Consider the following 17,677-nt stretch of genomic DNA (forward strand, 5'->3'; position numbering starts at 1 on the left):
GAAACCTTGTTCTCACAATTGTGCGATCAGTTCATGATAAGACGCAACTATGCGAAATCTTTTGATGGGTTTAAGACAAGAATACTGTCTAAAAAATCAGCATTAACAACCATTCAATACGTCAATAAGTTTATTTTCAAAAGAAATATTAACAATATTAAAATTGGCATTATATAAAATGCACAACAGGTTAAGTAGATAAATAAGAAGACCTTATATTTTTTTGATACAAGGCCTTTTTTTATTTCTAGTGAAAGGAATATTTATGGTAACATAAATATTGGAATTTCTAAAATGCATGCTTCGTAAACAGGTGAACAGGAAGTTTGTGCAATTTTATAACATATCCGCATTTATTTACTTCTATTAGATTTAGTTCTTCCGCCACTGTGGAAACCAGATCCACCAGATCCTGAGTTCCAGTGTGCTGTATGCCAAGAGCCGTTGTGGAAGTAACGACCGTTAAAATTACTCGGTAATCGAGAATGCCAAGCATTGTTGTAATAGTACTTGTTTTGATTCGATTGCCATCCAGGAGGGAAATTATTGGTACCGTTGTTATTAGAATTTCCGTGCGCCGTATGCCAAGAGCCATTATGAAAATACGACCCCCAATAGTTTGCAGGTAATCTATTATGCCATCCACCTTGGTAATAATATTTTCCTTGATTCCATTGCCATCCAGAAGGGAAAGAACCATGATTTCCATTGTCAGAATTTCCATGTGCTGTATGCCAGGAACCATTGTAAAAATAGGAGCCTCTATAATTACTTGGTAATCTGCTATGCCATCCTCGATAATAGTAATACTTTCCCCTATTGTATTGCCAATTAGGAGGATAGTATCCTTGGTTATCATTGTTGGAGTTGCCATGGGCTGTATGCCAAGTACCATTATAGAAATAAGATCCCCAGTAATTGCTTGGCAACCTACTATGCCATCCGCCTTGGTAAAAGTATTTTCCTTGATTCCATTGCCATCCATCTGGATAAGAACTTGTTCCGTCATGAAATCCTTGTCCATGTCCAAAAGAAGAATCTGTATATAAGGAACAGGAAGTAAAGATAGTACAAAGGCACAACGTGCATAATGCTGTGATAAAAAATGATTTGATATTCATGATTTTAAAATAGATGCTACAAATTAAAACATTATGATGAAACGAACAATAGTTATTGCTAGAAGATTTTTTTTACCACGGTTCTAATACTACGGTAAGTATTTGGAATTACAAATACAGGGCGGTACACAATTATTATGAAACTGGCAGAAACAAAAAAATTATTAATCTCAAAATGGAATATTTACATTAGACTGGACAAAGAGTTAAGAGATTAAATTATTAATTAACTTAACTTTGAAAAGATGTCAAAAAAACGAAAGACGCAAACAGAGTCACTTAAGCGCTAGATAGTAGCATTAAGCTATCAAAAGGATAATGTATAAGAAACTTTCCGAGAATAAGGATTATCAACATCAGTATTGCATTGTTGGCGAAAAGCGTACAATGGATTTGGTTAAAACAGTTTTCCAGTACGTTAAAATCCAAAACAAACAGATGATCCAAAAGAAATAGCCAAACTAAAGAAACAATTACGAGTGCATAGCAAATAAAATGAAATATTAAAAAAAGCGGTAAGCATCTTCTCTAAGACCGACAGGACAACTATAGATTTATAAAACACAATAAGTTGAAGTTTCCAGTTGAGAAGATGAGTAAAGTATCAGAGGTAAGTAATAGTAGTTATTATAGTTGGTAGAGCAAAGGTCCATCAAAACGATGGTTAAACAATCATTCTATAATGTGTTTCATCAAACATATTTTTCAATACAGTTATCAAAGCAATGAAGCAGGAACAATGAAAGCTGAATTAGAGAAATATGGTCATCATATATCTAAACAGAATATAGAAAATCAAAAATAAGCACTGTAAATCCTTAACTTTTTGTCCAGTTTTTTGTTGCTATTCCAGTATTATCTTGCTCAACAAAATGGTCAAGTACTTTAAAGCTTGTGTTTTTTTTAACCTACGGATTTAATGCTATCCGAAGTGAAGGATTAGAAAACAAAGCTGGTTTAACAATCTAAACTAGACTAACAAGTTTAGATTACATTTTCTTAGTATGACTTATTTTTTGATGGTCAAGCACTGTAAAACCTTCATTATCGTAGTAGAAAGCATTTTCGAAAGCGACGTTCATAAGCACTTCTTCAAATGTGTATGAGTGTAGTTTGTAGACTTCTTCGTTGAACGCTTCATCATAATACGAAACCATGATTAGGAATTCCCCATTAAGTTGTTGCAATTCGCTTTCAGAGAACTCATGTAATGGCGATTTTTCATCAATTTCATGCACCAACGTCCATGTGGTTGGCAAATAAGTAATATGATCTCTTTCCAGCTCCAGCTGATAAAAATTACGTTTATAACCTTGTTGATCATCTGCTTCTGTAATTGCCAAAGTTACTTTTACACGCGGATTAATCATTACATCTGTTTTGTTGTTCATCAAACGAAACATCAATGCCTTTCCTTCTTTAAAATCGCGGTAAATGATATTCTCACTAAACTTGATAGATGCTTTCGGTTTGGAAAAACGACCATACAATAACCCAGTGACAAATGAAAAACTCAGCAGTCCAGCTACAGCTTGAAAACTAGAAATAATTCCTGCCAAAACACTTGTAGGCGCCATTGCGCCATATCCTAGCGTAGTAATGGTTTGTGAGGAAAAGAAAAAGGCATTCACAAAATTTTTCAGAAATCCTTGAGGTTCTACAGAAATATACTCCACTCCAATAGCAACATACACTAAAGCAAACACCATGTTTATGACGAAATAAACCAAAAAAACCCACAAGAAAAAACGCGACCAACTGATATCGACCAAATACGCATACAAAGTAGAAATTCCCACTTTACCGTTTACGTGTTTGATGTTAAACGAACCGTCTTTATTGACGATTCGTTTTGCTGTAGTGATAGTTGCTTCTCCTAAGCCTGGATCTTTTACTTTTTTTGCCATCTAGTTTATTTACGCATTCAATGCATCTGTAAAGTTATGCAACTTTTGTTTGAGTGCTTCCGAAGCTTCTATCAAAGGCAAACGCACTGTCGCTGTTGACAGGTTCAACTTTTCAAATACTGCTTTGATTCCTGCAGGATTTCCTTCCTCAAAGATATAATCAATAGATGGCATTATTTTGTAATGTAACTCGTTGGCAGCTTTTATATTTCCTGCCAAACCTAAACGCACCATCTCCGAGAATTCTTTTGGATATCCTTGTCCGATCACAGAAATAACTCCTGCTCCACCAGCATTTACCATAGGCAAAGTTATCATATCATCTCCTGAAATTACTAAGAAATCTTCTGGAGCATCTTTAATTAAACGCATAGCTTGTACAATATCGCCTGCTGCTTCCTTTACTGCGATGATATTCTCAAAATCGTTGGCTAGTCGAATCACCGTTTCTGGCAATACATTACTTGCTGTACGTCCTGGCACATTATACAATACAATTGGTTTTGGACTCGCTTCTGCAACTGCTTTAAAGTGCTGATAAATTCCTTCCTGCGTTGGTTTATTATAATAAGGAGAAACAGATAAAACGGCATCAAAATGCTGCAAATCTGTAGTTTTTAATTCATTCACAACAACAGCGGTATTATTTCCTCCAATTCCTAAGATCATTGGCAAGCGTTTCTTATTTGTCTTGATAATGGTATCAATAACTACCTGTTTTTCTTCCTTTGTCAAAACGGCACTTTCTGCGGTAGTTCCTAAAACTACCAAATATTCTATTCCGCCTTCAATTACATGCTCAACGATGTTTGCTAGTGCAATTGTGTCTATTGAACTGTCTTCGTTAAAAGGTGTTACCAACGCAACTCCAGTTCCTATGAATTTCTTCATTATTATAATTTATTAAGTATGTGTAAATATGTATGTAGTTCTTTTGCAAATGTTGTCACTTCATTTTCTTTTGTTTGAATAATGACATCATGTATTTCCTGATTGCTTCCTGCAATACCGACTTTAAAATTTGCTTTTTGTAAACCTGAAGCCAGTTGTAATGGTAAAATCTCATCACTGTAATAACTGATCAATAAATCGTATGGTTTATTAAGAAATTCCGCAAGCTCCGTTGTTTTAGCTTTTCCTTTCCATCCAAAGTCTTTTTCATAGAAAACAGGATAGTTCACTTCGCGTGTTTTTTGAAAGGCTTTATGATAACACATCACCTCAATTTCAACATTAAGTTGTAAACTCTTAACAATGTGCTGAAAATCTTCTGTTACGTCAGCATTTACGATAATACCAACTGTTTTAATTGGCGCTGCTTCCACTTCTTTTGTAGTGGTTTTGTTAAGCTTTTTCGTAAGTACTTTCTTAGCTAACTTATGTTGTAATCCTTTTAAAAACATGGATGCGAATTAATATTTTACAAAAATACTCTTTTTCGACAAAAAAAGAGATGCATGAATGTACATGCATCTCTCTTGTAACAAAAAAATGTTGATTATGTTCTTCCTCTTGAACGTAAGTTATACACAAAGTTACAAGGAGTTTTTGGGATGAAAAAAATTATTTTATAAGCGTCAATTTTTAACAATGAACGTCAATTTTTGGCAAGTAATCACAAAAAAAGTGTATGTTTTTAAAATTATTTAGTATTGTTGACAACGGTTGTATCTGCTATTTTTTATAATTTGCCGCATATTTTAAGTTTATGAGAAAAATTATTGCGCTGCTAGCCATTTTTATAGCAATTTCTTGTTCCAAAGAAAAACAGTCAGTTTCTAAGATTGAAGGAAAACGTATCAACATCAACGATTCCATAACTACCAATCAAGAAATTGAAGATTTTATCAAACCTTTCCGTAAGCGTATCCAAGAAGATATGAATAAAGTCTTGAGCTATGCCTCAAAGGATATGCACAAGAATGATGGCAAGTTAGAAACTACGATTGGAAATTTAATGGCTGATTTGGTAAAATCGCAAAGTGAACCTATTTATAAAAAACGAACTGAAAAAAGTATTGATATTTGTATCTTAAATCATGGAGGAATTCGTGCTCCTATTCAAGCAGGTCCAATTAAAACACGTACTGCATTTAATGTAATGCCTTTTGAAAACTCAATTGTTGTGGCTGAATTAACTGCTGAGAATGTACACGGCATGATTGATTATCTGGTAAAAGCAAAACGAGCTCATCCTATTTCAGGATTAACGATTAAGTTAGACCAAAATGATAAACTTGTTGAAGCCCTGGTTAATGGAAAACCTATTGAGGCTAACAAAACCTATGCTGTAGTTACTTCAGATTATTTGCAAAATGGCGGCGATCGTATGGATTTCTTGAAGAATCCTGAAAGCCTAGAGATTTTGGATTATAAAATTCGTAATGCAATGATTGATTATTTTAAAACTGTTGACACCATTCCTGCAAAATTAGATGGCAGATTTATTCAACAATAACTTATTAAGAAATGAAAAGAAGAGATTTTATACAAAATTCGTTGGCTTCTAGTGCTTTTGTAACATTGGGAGGTTTGTCACTACAGAGTTTTACAGCGAATTCCGCAAAAAAGCATATCACAATTTTACACACCAACGACGTACATAGTCATATTGATCCTTTTGGGGCAAATCATCCAAGAAACCCAAATCAAGGTGGTGCGGCACGTAGAGCAAGTTTGATTTCAAATATTAGAAAAGAAAATCCAAATACATTGTTGTTAGATGCTGGTGATATTTTTCAAGGAACACCATATTTTAACTATTATGGCGGCGAATTGGAATTTAAGCTCATGAGTATGATGAAGTATGATTTGGCTACCATCGGAAATCATGATTTTGATAATGGTATTGACAGATTATATGCACAGTTACCAAATGCAAATTTTGAATTCGTTTCTGCCAATTATGACTTTAAAAATACCGTTTTAGATACACATGTAAAACCTTATAAGATTTTTATGAAAGATGGTATTAAGATCGGAATTTTTGGTTTGGGTGTAAAACTAGCAGGATTGGTTGATAAACGTATGTATAAAGAAACTGTGTACAACGATCCTATTGAAACTGCACAAGATATGAGTCGTATTTTGAAAGAAGAAGAAAAATGTGATTTAGTAATTTGTTTATCACACATAGGGTATAACTACAAAAGAAACCCAGAACGTCCTTCTGACTTAAAGTTAGCACGTGCTACCAAAGATATTGACTTAATTATTGGTGGACATACACATACATTTTTACCTAAACCTACAATTGAAAAAAATAGCAAGGGAGAATCAGTATTAGTTAATCAAGTGGGTGCATATGGAGTTTATGTTGGAAGAATAGATTTTTACTTTGATGCTGAGAAAAATGTAATTGCCAACGGTAAATCGATTATTGTATAGGTTTTTAAATATTTTTTAGTCTTAGTCACTAGCGTTTTAGCTATTTTATATTTCTGAGCTTGTTTCTTGAGCATCCTTTGTAATAACGTATTCCCACATTTTATAATGCGAGAATATAAAAAGGATATTGGCTATGACTGTATATATAGGCTTTTTATCCAAAAATATAAACGTTCCAAATAGCAATCCCATCAATCCGGTAGACAAGCCAGCAAGCATTAGTTTCTTTGTGATAGGAGTTCTTTTGCTTATATATGCCATTGAAGACATAAAGGCAAAATAGCCAATTGCAAAGGTATAGAAGATGATTTCACCAAAAATTTCATCCTTTATTTTTTCTACAAAAAATATAAAAGGAAGCATGTAAAAAGCTAAAAAAGGCACAGTACTTAAAAGCAATCTTCTAGTAGAAATGTAGTGTGATTGTATTAATACAATAATACCATATATAGATAACGCTATTCCACTACTTATAATTCCATTTGCTAATGCTTTATCTACAAAAAAATAATAATCTGCAATCATAAAAGCAGCCAAAGCAAGCAAATACAGCATATTTTTGACCTCAACATATAAAAAATAGCAGATTGTAATTACGGGAATTGTCAATACAATGGCATAGTTCCGTGGTATAACATCAGGGAAAAAAAACCATATAATATCTACAAACGCAATACAACTAAGTAGAAAGATTAAAAGTGAAGCAATCTTTTTCATTAACAATACAAAGTAACTTATTTCTGTATAGAAATCCTATATTTTTATATTTTCAATCTAATACTAAACGCCCTATTAATATCATTTCTTATTTCGCTGTTACATATCTATACATTGCATAGTGCATAAAAAGAAAGGTAAAAACAATAGCGACTCTTATAATTACAAGATACGTATCAAAAAGAATATATCCATTTAAGATCGTTGAAATGACGAAAACAATTCCCGAACTCAACAACCACAAGTTTTTTGTAGATCGCTGATTGATATACATGAGTGTGGAGATAAAGAAAAACAACCCAATAAAAAACACATAAAACATGATGTAGTTGAATATTTTTACGGGTACAGCATCAGAATAGTAAAATAGAGGAACCAAATACACAATTAAGCAAGGGATCGTTGCCGTAAAAATACTTTTCATGGAGATTACGGCTGTTTTTAAACTAATAATAACATAAAGACACACGCCTATTCCATAAAAAATAAGTGATGGCTTAAAATAAGATTCTGCATGAAAAAATACAATTCCTAAAAATGTAGAAATTAAAGATATAATGTATAGCACATTTACCTTTTTTACAGAAGATAGATATAATAAAATCAATGTTGGAAACGGTAAAAAAGTCACATAATTTTTATCAATAATCTCTGGGTAAATAATTCCAAATGCATTCAAAATAGAAAGAAAAACAAAGAGATATGTTAGGGGGTTTTGTTTTGACATTCAGCAGTACTTCTTAAGTAACTCTTAAGTTACGAAATATTTTACAATAATTAAATCTTTCCTATTTTTTGTAAGTGCTATTATGTCTTGCCGACTACAAAGTCATTAAAAATCAATAATATAAAAAAATACATTCCATTCATTATTCGTCTAGCAGTGGCAGTAATTTTAATACAAACATTACGATTTAAATTAACAGGAAATCCAGATAGGGTCGCTATTTTCAGGAAGCAGGTTTAGAGCCTAATGGCTGTATCGGAATAGGAATAGCTGAGCATATTACAGAAGTTTAATTGTAATCCCTAAAACAGCTTGGATAGGTGCTACATTAACTGTAGGAATCATAGGTGGTGCTATTATGATGCACTTAACGATACTAGGAATTGAAGCTCCACTCAAAGGAGAGCCTGATGGCGGTCTTTTATTCATCACGGCAATTGTTGTGTTTATTTTAAGTGCAATTACACTTTGGTTACAGCGTAGAGAGATTCCATTTATTGGCAAGAAGTTTCTGTAATTTGTTGAATACTTAGACAATGTCAGTCAAAGTATTTTTTTCATCTTCTAGCATAAATTTAAATGAAAAGTATAGCACAAAGTGATTGCAAAATATCGCAATTACAGTAAAAATCGTCTCGTACATGTACAATTCATTTATGGTAATTATGATATTCATAATTCCTAAGTTAGCAGCCACAATTAACATCCACAAATTCGACTGATTTTTGTTTCTTATATAATAATACAATGCTGCCATAAGGTAGATTAGCATTAATAAAACCATAATTGCAAAATACACATAGTCCTCTTTTATCTCAGGATATATCAAACAGATGACTCTGTAGTAAATGTATAATATAGGAAGGAATATAATCAATAGCTTAAGGTACATTTTGATTGTTGTATTCATTTTTTCATTTTTCAAATACATCAATCGAAGGTATATTAAATAGAATATTGAAACTAAGATGGAAACTTCTGGCACATATTGTCCGAAGCCTATAATTAAATAAACTCCACTAGAAAGCCCAAAAATAAGCACAAGCACATATAAAATACTTATCGGTCCTTTTTTTTCAGTCATATACAGCACAAAAATAGAAACGAACGTAAGTGGATATACAAATAGTAAATTTATTTTTTCAAAAAAAAGAGCAACCAACAACGAAATAAAAGCTGTTATAAAGAAAGCTAGATATGTTGATTTTATATACTTCATTTAACCCATTAAATTTAGAATATTATCATCTTCACTGCTATCGTGTAGCATAAACTTCAATATAAAAAACTGTATACATATACTACAAAATACAACAATTACAGTAAAAAAGGTTTCATACATGTACAATTCGTTCAAACCTATGATAATATTCATAAATCCTAAATTAATGGCAGCAATTAGCATCCAAAGATTGGCTGAAGTTTTATTTTTAAGGTAATAATATAAGGCAGTAATGATGTAACTCAGCATGAAAAACATCAAAAAACTAAAGTATATCATCACATCTTTAAGTTCAGAGGAAATAATTTGAATAACTTTATAATAAATATACAGTATTGGGATCGAAATTAGAGAAACATAAAAATACGTCCGAAGTTCTGTTTTCTTCATCACATTGCGTACATACATCAATCGTAAATATATGATATAAAACAATGAAAATAATATAAAAACTGCTTCTAAATAATGCCGCATTCCTAATATGAGCAATATACCTCCAACTAAACCAATTACTTGCGAGAGTAAGTATAAAAAACTAGCAGGCTCTTTTTTTTCTGTAAAATATATGACTAATATGGTAAATACCGTAAACGGCTGCGCATAAATCAAACTAAACTTTTCTAAAAATATAGCTACAAGTATTGTTGCTATAGAAGCAAGAATAAAAACTACATGTGTCGGTTTAGTTAAATTCATTTATATCATATTCAAAAACTCATCTTCGCTTAGTATGGTAATGTTTAGTTTTTCTGCCTTCTCACGTTTGCTAGGTCCCATTTTGTCACCTGCAACTACATACGAAGTTTTAGAAGAAATGGAAGATGATACTTTTCCTCCATTATTTTCTATGAGTTTTTTTAATTCGTTACGCGATACTTTTTCAAATACTCCAGACACTACAAACGACTTCCCTAACAAAGTTTCAGTAAGTCCTTCTAACTGTTCTGCTGAGAACTCCAACTGCACTCCACATTCTTTTAATCGCGTAACAGTTTGCAAATTACTTTCTTCTTCGAAGAATTGCACAACACTTTCGGCGATCTTCACTCCTATTTCGTCGACACTAACTAAGTCTTCCGACGAAGCGTTCATAAGTGCTTCTATTGATTTATAATGTTTTGCTAATTTTTTAGCTACTGTTTCCCCTACATATCTAATTCCTAATGCATACAAAACTCGTTCAAAAGGAATTTGATTCGAGGCTTCAATTCCATTGACCAAATTTTCTGCACTTTTTTCTGCCATACGCTCTAGCGGAATAATCTGTTCTTTCGTCAAATCGTATAAATCTGCATAATTTGTAATCAGATTTTCTTTGACTAGTAAAGCAACAGTTTCTCCTCCTAAGCCATCAATATCCATTGCTTTACGAGAAATGTAATGCTGAATTCTCCCCACAATTTGTGGTGTACAACCTGTTACATTTGGACAATAATGCTGTGCTTCTCCTTCTTTTCGCTCTAATGGTGTATTGCATTCGGGGCAATGTGTTGCATATACAGTTTCCATAGAATCACTAGGACGCTCCTCAAAATTCACGCCTACGATTTTTGGGATAATCTCTCCACCTTTCTCTACAAATACAGTATCTCGTTCTCTTATGTCTAATTTAGCAATTTGATCGGCATTATGCAAGGAAGCACGTTTTACAGTTGTTCCTGCCAATAAAACAGGTTCTAAATTTGCTACTGGAGTAATCGCTCCTGTTCGCCCAACTTGATAGGTAATTTCATTTAAAACTGTTGCTACTTGCTCAGCTTTAAACTTATATGCCATTGCCCAACGTGGTGCTTTGGATGTATAACCAAGCTCTTCCTGATAACGTAAATTATTTACCTTAATTACAACACCATCTATCTCATACGCTAACTCGTGACGATTGTGTTCCCAATGATTGACAAACTCTAAAATTTCATCAATATTTTTTGCAACTTTGGCTACTGTTGGCACTTTAAATCCCCATTTACGTGCTTTTTCTAAACTTTCAAATTGTGTGGTAATTGGCAAACGTTCGCCTTTTATATTATACAACAGACATTCTAACGGACGCTTAGCGACTTCACTACTGTCTTGTAATTTTAAACTTCCAGAAGCTGTGTTACGAGGATTCATGTATGGATCTTCTCCATTGGCGACACGTTCTTCGTTCATTTTTTTAAATCCGTCAAGCGGAAGAATGATCTCGCCACGAATATCAAACTTTGTGGGAAAATCACCTTTGAGTTGTAAAGGCACCGTTTTGATCGTTTTGATATTGTTGGTCACTTCATCTCCTTGAAAACCATCGCCACGTGTGACTGCTTTGATTAATTTTCCATTCTCGTAAGTAAGATTCATGGAAGCACCATCATACTTGAGCTCACAAGTATATTCTACACTATCAACACCTAAAATCTTTTGAATACGCTTTTCCCAATCCTGCAAATCTTCTTTCGAATACGAGTTGTCTAACGAATACATACGGTATTCATGCGCTATCGTATTGAAATTCTTCGTGATTTGTCCACCAACACGTAAGGTTGGCGAATTCGGATCATGAAATTCAGGATGTTTTGCTTCCAATTCCTGTAGTTCTTTGAGTTTCATATCAAACTCATAGTCAGAAATTGTGGCATTATCTAGTACATAATAATTGTAATTATGCTCACGTAATTCATCGCGTAAAGCGTTCAACGTCTCTTGAATTGTACTCATGAAGTATAAATGTTATCGGGGATAATAACAAATATAACAAACTCTACATTGCTTACAAGAAATTTGGTTAGATTATCCTGTAATATTCAATTAGAATTTAAGTCAACTAGTTTTGACCTAGCTTAGGAAGCATTCTATTTTCGATTATCGAATACAATTATTTAAAATTCGAATTATAATAATCAACTATTTTTATGAGGTCTTTTTCGAAATCACTAGCATCTATTTTTGTTACCAATTCAGAACAATCTGAAAAATACTTCTTTGCTGTTTTTTTGAAGTTTTTAAAAACATTGGCAAAAAACTCATTGCTAGCCACTTTTTCATCAGCTCTTTTTATATAAAAGTTATCATAATCTGCATACAAATCACTTTGATTTATATCTGTTCGATCGTTTCCATAGAAAAAATTAGCTTTGAGAGTATACAATGAAACCTTGCCTTCTGTGATCACTTTGAGTATTCGCTGTCATTTTTTTCTGACACAAAAACAGTGGCATATTTTACTATTTCACCATCATTTTTTTTAACCGTAAAAGAACGAAAAGCTTCTTTTTTATATTTTTTCTTTTTCTGTTTTTTTAAAGAATATTTTTCGCATGATAGCAGGAGCACCTCCTAAAGACTTCATGGCACTTTCATACTTGATCAGTCCTTTTAAAGTCTCACCATTATTTAACACCAATTCGCCTTCATACCATTTATTTGAAAAAGTACCATTCTCTCCAAATGTCATTTGAGCAGATGATTCATGAGTACATATTAATAAAAAGCTAGCTAAAATAAATACTGTAATTTTTTTCATCGTCATATATAATTTATTTGAATTAAAATAGAATATTTTTTGGTAAAATCATTTGAAATAACAAAATATTCTTATTCAAATTCGATCTAAAAATTCTAAAAAAGTTACAAACATTATAAAAAAATTACGCTAAATATTTTCGCTTCGTATATCCGTAATACATAATGTACGCATAACAAACCAATACAAGAATTAAAGCTACTTTAAATCCTTGAAGGTCTGAAAATAATCCATACAATGGAGGAATTACTGCGCCACCAACAATTGCAGTACATAATATTCCTGATGCTTGGGGTTTCAATTCGTCAAGTCCATCAATTGCAAGTGTAAATATTGTTGGGAACATAATTGAATTAAATAATCCTACTGCTAAAATTGCCCACATAGAAACCAATCCTGTAGTAGTCATTGATAAAACAATCATAGTTATTGCAAGTATCGCAAAAACACTTAATACTTTAGCTGGCGCTATAATTCGAGTCAAATATGCTCCTACAAAACGACCAATCATGGCTCCAGACCAATATAGTGTTACAAAGATTCCTAATAAGGATTTAGGATTTGCATCATCAAACGATTTACTAAACAAATCTGCTACACTATTGGCAATTCCCATCATAAAATCACTCTCACCTACTACTTTATATAGTTCCATACTCATAAAGTAATCTACCAAATAGCTTCCAATAGACACTTCTGCTCCAACATACACAAATATTCCCAACGCTCCATACATTAATGGCTTATGAGATAGTAATTTTTTATATCCTTTGTTAGATACCTTTTGCAGCAATTTAGGCAATTTTACAAATAAGAACACTACTCCTAGTAACACTGCAAAAGCTCCCAAAATCAAAAAAGGAGATTGTACCGCAGAAGCTTCTGTTGCAAAATATGCTTCTTTTTGCACTTCATTTAGTTGGGCTAATTGCTCTTCGTTTTTTACATGGCTACTAAGAATAAATAATGCTCCAATAGTCGGCGCAATTGTAGTTCCTAAAGAGTTAAATGCTTGTGACAAATTTAAACGACTTGAAGCACTTTCTTCAGGTCCTAAAGTAGCCACATACGGATTGGCTGCCACTTGTAAGGTTGACAAGCCTGCTCCAATCACAAAAACTGCAATTAAAAAGACACCATAAATTCTAAAATATGCAGCTGGATACATCATAAAACATCCAAAACCTATGACCAACAACCCTAAAATAATTCCTTTCTTATATCCAATCTTTGCTAATAATTGACTCGAAGGAATAGAAAACACGAAATATGCTAAAAAGAAAGCCAGCTGAATTAATCCAGATTGAAAGTTAGAGAGTTCAAATACTTCTTTTAATCTTGGAATTAATGAATCGACCAATACTGTAATAAATCCCCAAAGGAAGAACAAGGTGGTTACAAATAAAAAAGCGCTTTTGTACGATTTGTTGGTTGACATTTGAATTTGGTGTTAGGTGTTGGTTACTGGTTCAGTTATTTATTTTTTATGTGTTCAAAGTATGAATTGCTAAACTTATAAACTTTTTAACTTCTTTTTTGTTAATTCATTAGTAGTGGATTTGTTCGTTGTTTTGCGCGACTCATTACTCTTCACTTTTTTAACTCTTAACTTCTAACTGATTCCTACTTGGTTTTTATATAAAAATCAGATTTTATGTTTTTGTTTTCGCCTTCTTTGTAAAGGTTATAACTAAAATGTTCATGAATGGAATACGCGCCCGTTTCTCCTTTTTTATTGACAGCGATATAACCTACTTGAAAGTTTTTGTAATCACTATTAGGTTTGCTTACAATTCGTCGTATCGCTTCTTCACAAGCTTCTTGTGGCGATTTTCCTTGTCGCATCAATTCTACAATTAAAAAGCTTCCCACGGTTTTTAAAACCTCTTCTCCAAGTCCCGTTGCAGAAGCGCCACCAATTTCATTATCTACAAACAATCCGCCGCCAATAATTGGAGAATCTCCTACTCTTCCTGCCATTTTATATGCCAGTCCGCTCGTAGTACACGCTCCAGAGATATCACCGTCTTTATCAATTGCCAACATACCAATGGTATCGTGGTTTTCAATATTGATAATAGGCTTGTATTCTGATTTCACTTTCCATTCTTCCCACGCCTTCCTAGAGTCTTCTGTCAATAGATTCTCCTTCTTAAATCCTTTTTCATACGCAAACTTTTCTGCTCCTTTTCCTACTAACATCACATGCGGCGTATCTTCCATTACTTTTCTTGCCAATGAAATTACGTGCATGATATTTTGAACACCCAAAACAGCACCGTAATCTCCTTGTTTGTTCATAATGCAGGCATCCAAGGTTACATTTCCATCTCTGTCTGGCAAACCTCCTTTTCCGACAGATTGCCCTTTTTCATTGGCCTCTTCAACTCTACAACCTTGTTCTACAGCATCTAATACCGTTCCTCCATCTTGCATCACTTTTGCCGCAGTTTCAACTGCCAAAGGTGTATTCCATGTTGCAATCACCAAGGGTCTTACAGGTTTTGTAGCATCATTTGTGCTTGCTAAAGCAGCCTTTTCTGTTGTTTTTTTATCTTCCGCACAAGCGGTCAAGGCACTACCAACAGTTAACCCTAACCCCGTTAAAGCAGCACTTTGAATAAACTTTCTTCTTTTCATTTGTGAGTAATTTTAAACGCTGCTTTTCAAGATTTTCAAATTAAATGAATAAAATGAAAAACAGTCAATCGTATTTTGACTTCTTTTGATACTATTTAATTGCTATGCTTATTATGAGACAATTATTTCCCTTTGACAGGAGTTTTGCTCATTTCAAAAACTAGTTCGCCTCCATTCATTAATTCTCCATGCAAAATATAATTTCTGTCAATTTCTTTTCCATCAATAGTTACTTTAGAAACATATACATTTTCTTCGCTCTGATTGATCGTTTTGATTCTTAATTGCTTCCCATTTTCTAAATTTAGAATCGCTTCTTTTACTAATGGACTTCCCAAGGCATATTGATTAGATCCAGGCGTCACAGGATAAAACCCTAAACTACTAAAAATATACCAGGCGCTCATTTGTCCTGCATCATCATTTCCACACAAACCATCTACTCCAGGTCCGTACATTGTACGCATAATCATACGAACACGTTCTTGTGTTTTGTAATGCTGCCCTGTCCAATTGTATAAATATGGAATATGATGTCCGGGTTCATTTCCATGCACATAATTCCCTATAATTCCATCTCTGGTGATATCTTCATGTTTGGCTATGTATTTATCATCCAACTCCATCGTAAACAACGAATCTAAATGTTGCCCAAACTGTTCTTTTCCGCCCATCATATCAACCATTTTATCTAGCTCGTGTGGAACGTATAATCCATAATTCCAAGCATTTCCTTCTATAAAACCTTGTCCATGCGTATCTAGCGGATCAAAATTTTCTCTAAATGTTCCATCTGCCAATTTTGGACTCATATAGCCAATTTTTGCATTGTATACATTTTCGTAATACGAGGCTCTTTCTAAAAATTCTTTTTCAATGCCTGTGTCTCCTGCTTCTTTGGCTATTTGTGCAATACACCAATCGTCATACGCCAACTCTAAGGTTTTAGAAACTGAAGAATGGCTTTTATCATCAGGCACATATTTATATTTTATATAATCGCCTAAACCGTCAAAATACGGAACTTTTGCCGTATTCACAGAAGCCTTTAATGCACGATTTACATCAAAATCTCCAACATTCTTAACCTTAGCATCCGCAATTATAGACGCCGCATGATAGCCAATCATACACCAATTTTCATTTGCATAGTGACTCCAAATTGGTAGCATTTTATGTACACTTTCATCATGATGCGCCAACATTGATTTTATCATATCATTGTTTCGTTCTTGCTGAATGACATTGAATAAAGGATGCAACGCTCTATACGTATCCCAAAGCGAAAAAATTGTATAATTAGCAAAGCCGTCCGATTCATGAATATTTTGATCTAAACCTCTGTATTTTCCATCCACATCTTCGTAAAGTATAGGACTCAGCATGGTGTGATACAAAGCGGTATAAAAGGTTTCTGTGTCAGCAGCTGTCAATAAGGTAGCATCTAGTTTAGAAAGTTCTGCATTCCACTTTTCTTTGGTTTCTGCCTTTGTTTTCTTAAAATCCCAATGCGGAATTTCGGCAGTTAAGTTCTTCATCGCACCTTTTGTACTGACTGAGGATAAAGCAAACTTTACATTGATTTCTTCATCTTTTTGGGTGTCGAAATTGAAATAGGCTCGAATATTTTTCCCTGCCATTTCTGGAAAGTTTTCTTCTTCCTTAAATCGTCGGTAAAAACCATTGTAGCTTACATTATCATAGTTTTTGTGTCCATAACTTTTAAAAGGTTTCGAAAAAGTCATGGCAAAAAATACTTTTTTGGTTCGTGCCCAACCTCTTGTCTGACGATACCCTGTTACCAACGTATCATTTTCCACACGAATAAATGTCCATACATTTTTATCGTCATGATGATATACATTATACACCAAATCAAGTAAAATATGAGCATCTTGTGATTCAGGAAATGTGTATTTATGAAAACCTACACGATCACTCGCTGTTAACTCGGCTTTAATATTGTAATCTTCTAAATTTACTTTATAATAACCTGGGCTAGCCTTCTCTGTTTCGTGTGAAAATGTGCTGTAAAAACCTTTTGTTCCCGATTCCGTTTTTATGGGATCAAGTATCAATTCTCCTGTGGTAGGCATAACCAACAAATCACCTAAATCAGAGTGTCCTGTTCCACTAAAATTAGTGTGTGCAAAACCTATAATTGTAGAGTCTTTATATTGATATCCTGCGCAATACTCGTATGTTTTTGAGTTATAACTACCATCTTCCTTAAACATCACTTCCATATTGGTTTGTGGACTCAATTGCACCATTCCAAATGGTGTAGTAGCTCCGGGAAACGTATGTCCCATTTTACTAGTTCCTATGATTGGATTTACAAATTTTGTAAAATCTTTTGTCGTTGAAGAAATAGTTTTTGTGGTATCTACTTGCTTCTCTTTACATCCAAAAATAAGTATCAATCCTAATAAAGTGATCGTTTTTTTCATCATCAAG

The 17,677-nt window shown here is 33.4% G+C and carries 17 protein-coding genes and 1 pseudogene; 4 read left to right on the top strand and 14 right to left on the bottom strand.

The genetic code is table 11. The annotated features are described in order from the left end of the window. Window positions 1-177: pseudogene (locus tag MK119_RS18395) on the top strand (IS982 family transposase); the annotation flags it as partial. Between the two features lie 176 nt (window positions 178-353). On the opposite strand, the gene MK119_RS18400 reads toward MK119_RS18395, so the two are convergent. The 4 genes from MK119_RS18400 to MK119_RS18415 form a co-directional block, all read right to left on the bottom strand. Then, window positions 354-1,121: a hypothetical protein gene (locus MK119_RS18400; protein ID WP_290681844.1), complete on the bottom strand. Its 768-nt coding sequence runs from the start codon at window positions 1,119-1,121 to the stop codon at window positions 354-356. 989 nt (window positions 1,122-2,110) lie between these two features. Next, window positions 2,111-3,028, bottom strand: a complete 918-nt coding sequence (locus tag MK119_RS18405) for an ion channel (RefSeq protein ID WP_290681847.1) — start codon at window positions 3,026-3,028, stop codon at window positions 2,111-2,113. Window positions 3,029-3,037: 9 nt separating this feature from the next. Next, window positions 3,038-3,919 (bottom strand): 4-hydroxy-tetrahydrodipicolinate synthase, encoded by an 882-nt coding sequence (dapA, locus tag MK119_RS18410; protein WP_290681850.1) that lies wholly within the window; start codon window positions 3,917-3,919, stop codon window positions 3,038-3,040. A 2-nt stretch (window positions 3,920-3,921) separates the two neighbouring features. Beyond that, the gene (locus tag MK119_RS18415; protein ID WP_290681854.1) at window positions 3,922-4,431 is read right to left on the bottom strand and encodes a hypothetical protein; all 510 of its coding nucleotides are present in this window, start codon (window positions 4,429-4,431) and stop codon (window positions 3,922-3,924) included. A gap of 305 nt (window positions 4,432-4,736) precedes the next feature. Here MK119_RS18415 and MK119_RS18420 point away from each other — a divergent pair, with 305 nt between their 5' ends. Next, complete coding sequence (locus tag MK119_RS18420) at window positions 4,737-5,486, top strand: 5'-nucleotidase C-terminal domain-containing protein (protein ID WP_290681857.1); 750 nt, start codon at window positions 4,737-4,739, stop codon at window positions 5,484-5,486. A gap of 11 nt (window positions 5,487-5,497) precedes the next feature. Then, a complete protein-coding gene (locus MK119_RS18425; RefSeq protein WP_290681860.1) occupies window positions 5,498-6,415 on the top strand; it encodes a metallophosphatase in 918 nt (305 codons plus the stop codon). A 45-nt stretch (window positions 6,416-6,460) separates the two neighbouring features. Here the strand turns inward: MK119_RS18425 and MK119_RS18430 are convergent, their stop codons facing one another. Continuing rightward, window positions 6,461-6,970, bottom strand: coding sequence for a hypothetical protein (locus MK119_RS18430; RefSeq protein WP_290681863.1), 510 nt, complete (start codon window positions 6,968-6,970; stop codon window positions 6,461-6,463). A gap of 250 nt (window positions 6,971-7,220) precedes the next feature. Continuing rightward, window positions 7,221-7,859, bottom strand: coding sequence for a hypothetical protein (locus tag MK119_RS18435; RefSeq protein ID WP_290681866.1), 639 nt, complete (start codon window positions 7,857-7,859; stop codon window positions 7,221-7,223). Between the two features lie 358 nt (window positions 7,860-8,217). On the opposite strand from MK119_RS18435, the gene MK119_RS18440 reads away from it, so the two are divergent. Then, a complete protein-coding gene (locus tag MK119_RS18440) occupies window positions 8,218-8,376 on the top strand; it encodes a hypothetical protein (RefSeq protein ID WP_290681869.1) in 159 nt (52 codons plus the stop codon). A gap of 12 nt (window positions 8,377-8,388) precedes the next feature. On the opposite strand, the gene MK119_RS18445 is transcribed toward MK119_RS18440, so the two are convergent. The 8 genes from MK119_RS18445 to MK119_RS18480 form a co-directional block, all read right to left on the bottom strand. Then, on the bottom strand, window positions 8,389-9,078 hold the full coding sequence (locus MK119_RS18445) for a hypothetical protein (protein WP_290681872.1): 690 nt from the start codon (window positions 9,076-9,078) through the stop codon (window positions 8,389-8,391). Then, complete coding sequence (locus tag MK119_RS18450) at window positions 9,079-9,777, bottom strand: hypothetical protein (protein ID WP_290681875.1); 699 nt, start codon at window positions 9,775-9,777, stop codon at window positions 9,079-9,081. It lies immediately after the preceding gene. Next, window positions 9,778-11,775, bottom strand: a complete 1,998-nt coding sequence (gene ligA / locus MK119_RS18455) for an NAD-dependent DNA ligase LigA (RefSeq protein WP_290681878.1) — start codon at window positions 11,773-11,775, stop codon at window positions 9,778-9,780. It abuts the gene before it with no gap. A 157-nt stretch (window positions 11,776-11,932) separates the two neighbouring features. After that, window positions 11,933-12,205, bottom strand: coding sequence for a hypothetical protein (locus MK119_RS18460; protein ID WP_290681881.1), 273 nt, complete (start codon window positions 12,203-12,205; stop codon window positions 11,933-11,935). A gap of 126 nt (window positions 12,206-12,331) precedes the next feature. After that, window positions 12,332-12,580, bottom strand: coding sequence for a hypothetical protein (locus MK119_RS18465; RefSeq protein WP_290681884.1), 249 nt, complete (start codon window positions 12,578-12,580; stop codon window positions 12,332-12,334). Window positions 12,581-12,704: 124 nt separating this feature from the next. Beyond that, window positions 12,705-14,018, bottom strand: coding sequence for a sugar MFS transporter (locus MK119_RS18470; protein WP_290681886.1), 1,314 nt, complete (start codon window positions 14,016-14,018; stop codon window positions 12,705-12,707). Between the two features lie 185 nt (window positions 14,019-14,203). Continuing rightward, window positions 14,204-15,220: a N(4)-(beta-N-acetylglucosaminyl)-L-asparaginase gene (locus tag MK119_RS18475; RefSeq protein WP_290681889.1), complete on the bottom strand. Its 1,017-nt coding sequence runs from the start codon at window positions 15,218-15,220 to the stop codon at window positions 14,204-14,206. 122 nt (window positions 15,221-15,342) lie between these two features. Further along, window positions 15,343-17,673: a GH92 family glycosyl hydrolase gene (locus tag MK119_RS18480; RefSeq protein ID WP_290681892.1), complete on the bottom strand. Its 2,331-nt coding sequence runs from the start codon at window positions 17,671-17,673 to the stop codon at window positions 15,343-15,345. Between the last annotated feature and the right edge of the window lie 4 nt (window positions 17,674-17,677).

It is taken from the genome of Kordia sp., assembly GCF_022447245.1.
In the GTDB taxonomy this organism is placed as follows: Bacteria; Bacteroidota; Bacteroidia; order Flavobacteriales; family Flavobacteriaceae; genus Kordia.

Excerpts from the sequence above, each read along its gene's own strand:
- MK119_RS18400 (WP_290681844.1), bottom strand. The coding sequence starts at position 1,121 with ATGAATATCAAATCATTTTTTATCACAGCATTATGCACGTTGTGCCTT.
- MK119_RS18405 (WP_290681847.1), bottom strand. The coding sequence starts at position 3,028 with ATGGCAAAAAAAGTAAAAGATCCAGGCTTAGGAGAAGCAACTATCACT.
- dapA (WP_290681850.1), bottom strand. The coding sequence starts at position 3,919 with ATGAAGAAATTCATAGGAACTGGAGTTGCGTTGGTAACACCTTTTAAC.
- MK119_RS18415 (WP_290681854.1), bottom strand. The coding sequence starts at position 4,431 with ATGTTTTTAAAAGGATTACAACATAAGTTAGCTAAGAAAGTACTTACG.
- MK119_RS18420 (WP_290681857.1), top strand. The coding sequence starts at position 4,737 with ATGAGAAAAATTATTGCGCTGCTAGCCATTTTTATAGCAATTTCTTGT.
- MK119_RS18425 (WP_290681860.1), top strand. The coding sequence starts at position 5,498 with ATGAAAAGAAGAGATTTTATACAAAATTCGTTGGCTTCTAGTGCTTTT.
- MK119_RS18430 (WP_290681863.1), bottom strand. The coding sequence starts at position 6,970 with ATGCTGTATTTGCTTGCTTTGGCTGCTTTTATGATTGCAGATTATTAT.
- MK119_RS18435 (WP_290681866.1), bottom strand. The coding sequence starts at position 7,859 with ATGTCAAAACAAAACCCCCTAACATATCTCTTTGTTTTTCTTTCTATT.
- MK119_RS18440 (WP_290681869.1), top strand. The coding sequence starts at position 8,218 with ATGATGCACTTAACGATACTAGGAATTGAAGCTCCACTCAAAGGAGAG.
- MK119_RS18445 (WP_290681872.1), bottom strand. The coding sequence starts at position 9,078 with ATGAAGTATATAAAATCAACATATCTAGCTTTCTTTATAACAGCTTTT.
- MK119_RS18450 (WP_290681875.1), bottom strand. The coding sequence starts at position 9,777 with ATGAATTTAACTAAACCGACACATGTAGTTTTTATTCTTGCTTCTATA.
- ligA (WP_290681878.1), bottom strand. The coding sequence starts at position 11,775 with ATGAGTACAATTCAAGAGACGTTGAACGCTTTACGCGATGAATTACGT.
- MK119_RS18465 (WP_290681884.1), bottom strand. The coding sequence starts at position 12,580 with ATGAAAAAAATTACAGTATTTATTTTAGCTAGCTTTTTATTAATATGT.
- MK119_RS18470 (WP_290681886.1), bottom strand. The coding sequence starts at position 14,018 with ATGTCAACCAACAAATCGTACAAAAGCGCTTTTTTATTTGTAACCACC.
- MK119_RS18475 (WP_290681889.1), bottom strand. The coding sequence starts at position 15,220 with ATGAAAAGAAGAAAGTTTATTCAAAGTGCTGCTTTAACGGGGTTAGGG.
- MK119_RS18480 (WP_290681892.1), bottom strand. The coding sequence starts at position 17,673 with ATGATGAAAAAAACGATCACTTTATTAGGATTGATACTTATTTTTGGA.